The sequence below is a fragment of the Streptomyces macrosporus genome, from assembly GCF_039533145.1.
Taxonomy (GTDB): domain Bacteria; phylum Actinomycetota; class Actinomycetes; order Streptomycetales; family Streptomycetaceae; genus Streptomyces; species Streptomyces macrosporus.
The window spans coordinates 367,007-374,251 of record NZ_BAAASZ010000051.1; the positions used below are offsets into that span (position 1 = coordinate 367,007).

The window sequence follows — 7,245 nt, forward strand, 5'->3', positions numbered from 1 at the left end:
GGCGATTCCCCACGTGCGTGGTTTCCCGGTACCGGCAGGCGAAGGCCGAGGGCCGGCCGACGACCGTGCCCGGCTTCTTCGGGGAGACCCGCCGCCGGTGACGGCCGCCGCGGGACGCCCCCACCCCACCCCCACCCCGACACACCCGAGAGAGGACGACACATGACCGTCGCCGACGCGAAACCCCGGACCACCGAGTCCGCCGAGGCCGTCGAGAAGCGCGTGCTGGAACTCGCCGAGTCGGTGTACCGCCACCCCGCGCTGAACAACGCCTTCTACGACCTGTGGTGCTCCACCGAGCTGTCCGTCGAGGGGGTGGAGACCGTCGCGCGGAACTTCTACGCCCAGGTGTCCCCCACGGTGAACCGGCTCGCCCTGGTCTTCCTCCGCATGTCGCCCGACGATCTGGTGGCACGCGCCGAGACGGCCGAGAACATCAACGACGAGATGGGCAACGGCGATCCCGAGAAGGTCCACACCGTCCTGCTGAAGAACTTCTTCTCGGCCCTGCTGTCCCGCATCCGGGGCCACGAGGTCGACTTCGACGACATCGACCCCACCGTCCTCCCCGCCACGCGGCGTCTGGTGGAGGAGGGCGCCAGGCTCTTCGGCGACGAGAACGTCAAGGTCGGATGCGGTGCGCTGCTGGCCCAGGAGTGGCACGCGTACGCGCAGTTGGTCCGCCTCTACGAGGGGTCCCGCAACTACATGCACCACTTCCCCCTCGAAGAGTTCCACGAGCACTGCGAGTTCTTCTACCTGCACATCGGCGCGGCCGAGAAGGAGCACAAGCTGCACGCCGTGTCCAGCTCCGCCGCCCTGTGCGGGAACGAGGAGGACCTGGCGGCCCTCGAACACGGGTTCACCCGCTACCTGGACCTGCTCGCCGACTTCTGGAACGAACTGGCCGACGCCGTGCGGGAGACCCGGCTCTCGGCCTGAGGCGGCGCCCCTCACGAGGCGGGCCCGCACCGGGCCCGCCTCCCGAACCGAACGGGAGAGTGAACCGCACGTGACCGCCGTACCCCGCGCAGTCGTCGTGATCGTCGACCCGCTGCGCGCCGGCACCAAGCTCGCCCAGCTCTTCAACGGCCTCGGCCACCGGTGTGTGGCCGTCCTGTCCGAGGAGAGCGACTCGGACTTCTGGAGGGCGTCCTTCCGTCCCCGGGACTTCCTGCTGACGCTGGAGGAGGCGGACGGTTTCGACGCCCTGCTGCGCGGCCTCGGGGAGTACGAGGTGGCCTGCGTCGTCCCCGGCGGGGAATCCGGTGTCGACCTGGCCGACCGGCTGACCCCGCACTTTCCGGGCATCCCGGCGATGGACCCCAAGACGGCCCACGCGCGGCGCGACAAGTACCACATGGCCGAGGCCCTGACGCGCAACGGCATCGCCGCCATCCCGCACCACCGCACCTCCGACGCGGCGACCGCCCTGGCGTGGTACCGCGACCACACCGACGGCCACGCCGTCGTCAAACCGCTGGCCGGCACCTCCGCCGAGGGCGTGCGCTTCTGCTCGTCGGAGGAGGAGGTGGTGGACGCCTTCGCCGAACTGCGGGGAACCGTCAGCCTCTTCGGCCGGGTCAACGACGAGCTGCTGGTGCAGCAGGACATCGTCCGCGACGGCGGGGTGGAGTTCACCGTCAACTCGGTCAGCTCGCGCGGCCACCACCACGTGACCGACGTGTGGCGGATGCGCCGGCGCATGATCGGCTCCACCGCCGTGTGCGTCCACTCCGAACTCGTCCACCCCGACGAGCACGAGTACGGCACGCTCTGCACCTACGTCCAGGACGTGCTGTCGGCCCTCGGCATCGACAACGGCACCGCCCACAGCGAGATCATGCTCACCCCCCGCGGACCCGTCCTCATCGAGACCGGCGCCCGCGTCGAGGGCGCCTGCGACCCCGGGATCGCGCTCGCCCTCTGCGGGTACAGCCAGAACTCCCTGCTGCCGATGAGCTACCTGGACCCCGAGGGCTTCCGGCACGCGATCCGCCGCCCCCGCCCCCACCCCCCGCTGCACGCGCGGCACGTCTACCTGCTCAGCCCGGTCGAGGGCAAGGTCGTCCGCGCCCCCGACCTGAGCGGCGTCCGCGGCCTGCCCACCTTCCACGGGATGGAGACCACGCTGGACACCGTCGCCCACCTGGAGCGCACCGTCAACCTGGCCACCTGCCCGGGCAACCTCTACCTCGTCTCCCCGAGCCTCGACCGCATCGAGGAGGACTACGCGGCTCTGCGGGCGCTGGAGACGGAGCTCTACGCGAACATGCTCGCCGACTGACCGATTGACCGACCGATCGACCGACCGGCCGACCGACCGACAGGGGACGATCCGTGGACACCACCACCGCTGCGCTCACCCGTCCCGGCGCGTCCGCGCCGGCGGGACCCGCGCCCGGACCGGGGGCTCCCGCCGCCCCGGACCGGGCACGGCGGCCTCCTGCGACGCGGGGAGCCCGGTGAGGTGGAACGGTACCGCCGGTTGCTGAGGATTCCCGGGACGCGGACCACCGTGGTCCTCGGCTTCCTCGTCAAGCTGCCCGTCATCGCGATCCCCATCGTCCTGTCCCTCCGGATGACGCTGGGCCTCGGACACGGGCTGGACTCCGCCGGGCTCGCGACCGGGGCCTGGATGCTGGGCGTGATGGCGGGGGCGCCGCTCCTGGGCCGGGCCATGGACCGCGTGGGGCTGCGGCCCGTGCTGCTCGCCGCCGCGGCGGCGCAGGGCGCGTTCTGGGGCGTGGTCCCCCTGCTGCCCCACCACGCCCTGATCGTCGGCGCGCTGGTGTCGGGACTCCTGCTCGTACCGGGCTCGACCGTCTCCCGGATGGTGCTGTCGGCGCAGGTGCCGCCGGAGCACCAACAGGCGGCCTTCGCCCTCGACGCGGTGACCAACCAACTGTCGTACGTGGTGGGGCCCGCGCTGGGCGCGGTGCTGGCGTCCCGGATGTCCACCGGGACCGCCTCGCACGTCCTGGGGTGCCTCCTCGTGCTGGGGCTGACCGCCTTCGCGCTGCGGGCGCGGCCGACCGCACCGGGCGCGGGGCGGCGCGCGACCGCCGACGCCGGCTCCGTCCAGGGCCTCCTCCCGATCCTGGCCTGCGCCTTCGCGGCCGGCGTGGTGGCCTCGGGCTTCGAGATCTCGCTGCTCGGCGTGGTGCGCGCGCGAGGCGACACGGCCTGGATCGGGCTGCTCGTCGCGGTGTGCGGGTGCTACGCGGTCGTCGGGGGCCTGCTGTACGGCGTGCTCCCCTTCGCCGTGCCCCCGTGGGCGCCGGTGCTGCTCCTCGGTCTGACCACGGTCCCCCTCGGGGCCGTGGAGGACTGGCGGGTCCTGCTCGTCGCCGTCATGCCCGCGGCGATGCTGTCGGCGGCGTCCTTCGCGGCGACCTCCACGGCGAGCAGCAGGGTCGCGACGGAGGGGAACCGCGGCCGTGCCATGGGTCTGTACGGCGCCGCGGTGGCCGGGGGCAACGCCGCCGGCGCGCCGCTGTCCGGTCTGGCGAGCGGCGCGGGGGGAGCGGCCGCCGGATTCGTGGCGGTGGGCACCGTGGCGACCGCGGTGGCCCTCGGGGCGTGGCTGGTCCGGTCCCCCGCCGGGGCGGACGAGCCCGACACCGCGGAGAAGACTCCCCCGGCCGCCGCGCGGCCCGTACCCCCCGTCCGTTCCGATGCCCAGTGAGAGGGTTGAGATACCGGTGCCACCCACCGTCGTCGTCGTGGATTCCTACGGCCTGTCGAAGTCCCTGGTGGACGAGTTCCGCAAGAACGGGGCCTCCGTGGTCAGGGTGCAGAGCACCCCGGAGGTGCCCGCGGTGTACCGGGGGCCGCTCGACCTGTCGGAGTACGCGGACAACATCGTCCACGGCGGAGACCTCGCGGCCACCGTGCGGGCCGTCGCGGCGCACGGTCCCGTGGCGGTGGTCGCGGGGGGCGAGATCGGCGTCGAGTTGGCCGACGCGCTCGGCGAGGCGCTCGGTCTGCCCACCAACGGCACCGCGCTGAGCGCCGCCAGGCGGGACAAGTACGTCATGATCGAGACGATCGGGCGCGCCGGTGTGGCGGCCGCCCGCCAGAAGCTCGTGGAGTCCGAGGACGACGTCGCCGAGTGGCACCGGTCGATCGGCGGCCGCGTCGTCGTCAAACCGCTCAGGAGCGCGGCCGGGAACGGCGTCTTCTTCTGCGACACGCCGGAGGAGTCGGCGGCGGCCTTCGGACGGATCTCCGGCGCGGAGAACGTCTTCTCGATGCGCAACGTCGGCGCCGTGGCGCAGGAGTACCTGCGCGGCACCGAGTACATGGTGAACACGGTGAGCCGCGACGGGGTGCACCGCGTCTGCGAGATCTGGCGCACCACGCGCATCACCGCCAACGGCGTGGCGGACCTGTCGGACACGGCGTACCTCATGCCCCGCGGGGGCGAGGTGCAGGACCGGCTGACCGAGTACGCCGGGCAGGCGCTCGACGCGCTCGGCATCCGGCACGGCCCCGCGCACGTGGAGATCAAGATGACGGCGTCCGGGCCGGTCCTGGTGGAGGCGGGCGCGCGGATCGGCGGCGCCGACCTCCCGCACTACGCGCAGATCGCCCGCGGGCGGTCCCAGCTCGACTGGACGGTGGAGGCGTACCTGCGCCCCGAGCGCTTCCTGGCGCACCACGCGGACGACGATCCGCTCGGTTCGCACTGCGCCTTCGTGGGACTCGTCTCCCCCGTCTCCGGAACCCTGAGGCGCTACCGGGGGGTCGAGACGATCCGCGCGATGGAGAGCTTCCACGAGATGCGGGTGGCCGTCGCCCCCGGGCAGCGCATCTCCCGCACGGTGGACGACATCACCTATCCGATGGTGGTGGTCCTCCTCCACGAGAGCGAGGAGACCGTGCTCCGGGACGCCAACACGATCCGGTACCTGGACGGCCCCTCCTTCTACGACGTGGCACCCGACGACGGCCCCGACGCCCCCGACGACGCCCCCGACGACGAGGCCACCGGCTCCGCGTGAGCGGAGAAACGGCCCTCCGACGTCCCCCGCTTCGCACAGCACCTCCGCAACAGGCACACGCAGGGAGTCCCCGATGACATTCGCCTACACGCAGACCGCGCGCCGCTGGGTCGAGCGCTGGGACCGACAACAGGAGACCTTCCTGCCCGAACGGGAGGCGCAGTTCACCGCCATCGTCGACGTGGTCGAGGAGATCGCCGGACGCCCGGACCCCCTGGTGGTCGATCTCGGCTGCGGGCCCGGCTCCATCGGGGTGCGGCTGCTGCGGCGCGTCCCGGGCGCCACGGTGGTCTCCGTCGACGCCGACCCCCTCCTGGTCGAGCTCGGGCGGGCCGCGTACGGCGACGTCCCCGGGCTGCGCTTCGTGGACGCGGACCTGCGCGCCCCCGACTGGGTGGACGCGCTCGGCCTGGACCGGCCGGTCGACGCCGTGGTGAGCAGCACCGCGCTGCACTGGCTGGACCCCTCGGTGCTGGTGTCGGTGTACACCGACCTGACACGGGTGCTGCGCCCCGGAGGAGTCCTGCTCAACTGCGACGAGCTGGTGCGGGACCGCGGGACGTCGCCGGTCCTGACGCGCCTCGACCGGGCCCTCCTCCGGCAGGAGAGCGTCCGCACGCTCCCGGCGGGGCACGGCGAGGACTGGTACGGCTGGTGGGAGGAGGTGCAGGCGGAGCCGGCGTTCGCGGACGCCGTCGCCGAGCGCAGGCGCCGGGGCTACGACGGCGAGCACCACAGCGACCTGTCCGCGGAGCTCTCCGTCCACCTCGACGCCCTCCACCGGGCCGGGTTCGCGGAGGTCGGCACCCTCTGGCAGCGCGGGGAGGTGCGCCTGCTGTGCGCGGTGGTCGACTCGCCGGACGACGCCCTGCCGGACGACGAACCCCACGCCCACAACCGCGCGGCCGGAGCGGACCGGTGAGCGGGGACGCCATGAGGCTCCTCGGCCCCACCGAGCGGAACAGCTGGCGCGCCTCGGGACGGGAGGTGGACCTGCGGCGGCCCGTGCCGGCGCCCAGGCCGGTGACGGTCCCGGCCAGACCGCAGCGGCTCACCCTCGACCTCTCCCGCACGGCCCTGATCGTCGTCGACATGCAGAACGACTTCTGCTCCCCGGACGGCTGGCTCGCCTCCATAGGGCTGGACGTCTCGGACGCCGGAAGCCTGATCGCCTCGATCGCCGCGATGCTGCCCCCGCTGCGCGCGGCTGGCGTGCCGGTGGTCTGGCTGAACTGGGCCAGCCGGCCGGACCGTGTCGACATCCCGCCGAACGTGCTGCACGCGTACGACCTGGCGGGCACCGGCGGCGGTATCGGATCGTTCCTTCCGGGCTCCGACACCCCGGTCCTGGTGGAGGGCGGCTGGGGGGCGGCGGTGGTGGACGGCCTGGAACCCCTCGACGGGGACGTCCGCGTCACCAAGCGGCGGATGAGCGGGTTCTTCGACACGCCGCTGGACTCCGTCCTGCGCAACCTCCGTGTGGACACCCTCCTGTTCACGGGGGTCAACGCGGACCAGTGCGTCCTCGCGACGCTGACGGACGCCGCCTGCCTCGGCTACGACGCGGTGCTGCTGGAGGACGGCGTCTCCACCACGTCCCCCGAGTTCTGCATGCGGGCCACGCTCTACAACGTCGAGCGCTGCTTCGGGTTCGTCTCCCGGGGGGCCGACATCGCCGCCGCCGCGAGCGGCGGCGCAGAGGTGTGAACCGCCCGCTCCGGTCCCGCCCCGTCCCCCCGCGGGGACTCGAACCGCCACGACCACGATCCACGAGGTGATCCATGTCCGACATCCGGATTCCCGCAGACATCAAGCCCGCCGACGGACGCTTCGGCTCGGGCCCGTCCAAGGTGCGCCCCCAGGCGCTGACCGCCCTGGCCGCCACCGGCACCACCCTGATGGGCACCTCCCACCGCCAGGCCCCGGTGAAGAACCTGGTCGGCCGGGTCCGCGAGGGCGTGCGCCACCTCTTCGCCCTCCCCGACGGCTACGAGGTGATCCTCGGCAACGGCGGCTCCACCGCCTTCTGGGACATCGCCACCCACGGCCTGATCGAATCGAAGTCCCAACACCTGTCCTTCGGCGAGTTCTCCGCCAAGTTCGCCAAGGCCGCCCGACTCGCCCCCTGGCTGGCCGACCCCTCCGTCATCACCGCCGACCCCGGCACCCACCCCCTGCCCCACGCCGAGACCGGCGTGGACACCTACGCCCTCACCCACAACGAGACCTCCACCGGCGT

General features: G+C 73.0%; 7 protein-coding genes. All 7 read left to right on the forward strand.

Going from position 1 to position 7,245, the window contains the following annotated elements; translation table 11 throughout:
* The first annotated feature begins 162 nt into the window (after positions 1–162).
* Entirely contained in the window at positions 163–942 is a 780-nt protein-coding gene (locus tag ABD335_RS29310; RefSeq protein ID WP_344328910.1) for an iron-containing redox enzyme family protein, read from the forward strand.
* 70 nt (positions 943–1,012) lie between these two features.
* Entirely contained in the window at positions 1,013–2,287 is a 1,275-nt protein-coding gene (locus ABD335_RS29315) for an ATP-grasp domain-containing protein (protein ID WP_344328911.1), read from the forward strand.
* A gap of 183 nt (positions 2,288–2,470) precedes the next feature.
* On the forward strand, positions 2,471–3,688 hold the full coding sequence (locus ABD335_RS29320) for an MFS transporter (protein WP_344328913.1): 1,218 nt from the start codon (positions 2,471–2,473) through the stop codon (positions 3,686–3,688).
* A 37-nt stretch (positions 3,689–3,725) separates the two neighbouring features.
* Positions 3,726–5,006 (forward strand): ATP-grasp domain-containing protein, encoded by a 1,281-nt coding sequence (locus ABD335_RS29325; RefSeq protein ID WP_344328915.1) that lies wholly within the window; start codon positions 3,726–3,728, stop codon positions 5,004–5,006.
* 73 nt (positions 5,007–5,079) lie between these two features.
* Positions 5,080–5,928 (forward strand): class I SAM-dependent methyltransferase, encoded by an 849-nt coding sequence (locus tag ABD335_RS29330; RefSeq protein ID WP_344328917.1) that lies wholly within the window; start codon positions 5,080–5,082, stop codon positions 5,926–5,928.
* Positions 5,925–6,713: a cysteine hydrolase family protein gene (locus ABD335_RS29335; protein WP_344328918.1), complete on the forward strand. Its 789-nt coding sequence runs from the start codon at positions 5,925–5,927 to the stop codon at positions 6,711–6,713. Before ABD335_RS29330 ends, ABD335_RS29335 begins: the two co-directional genes overlap by 4 nt.
* 74 nt (positions 6,714–6,787) lie before the next feature.
* Positions 6,788–7,245 (forward strand): PLP-dependent aminotransferase family protein (locus tag ABD335_RS29340; RefSeq protein WP_486387932.1); only part of this gene is annotated, 458 nt, incomplete at its 3' end.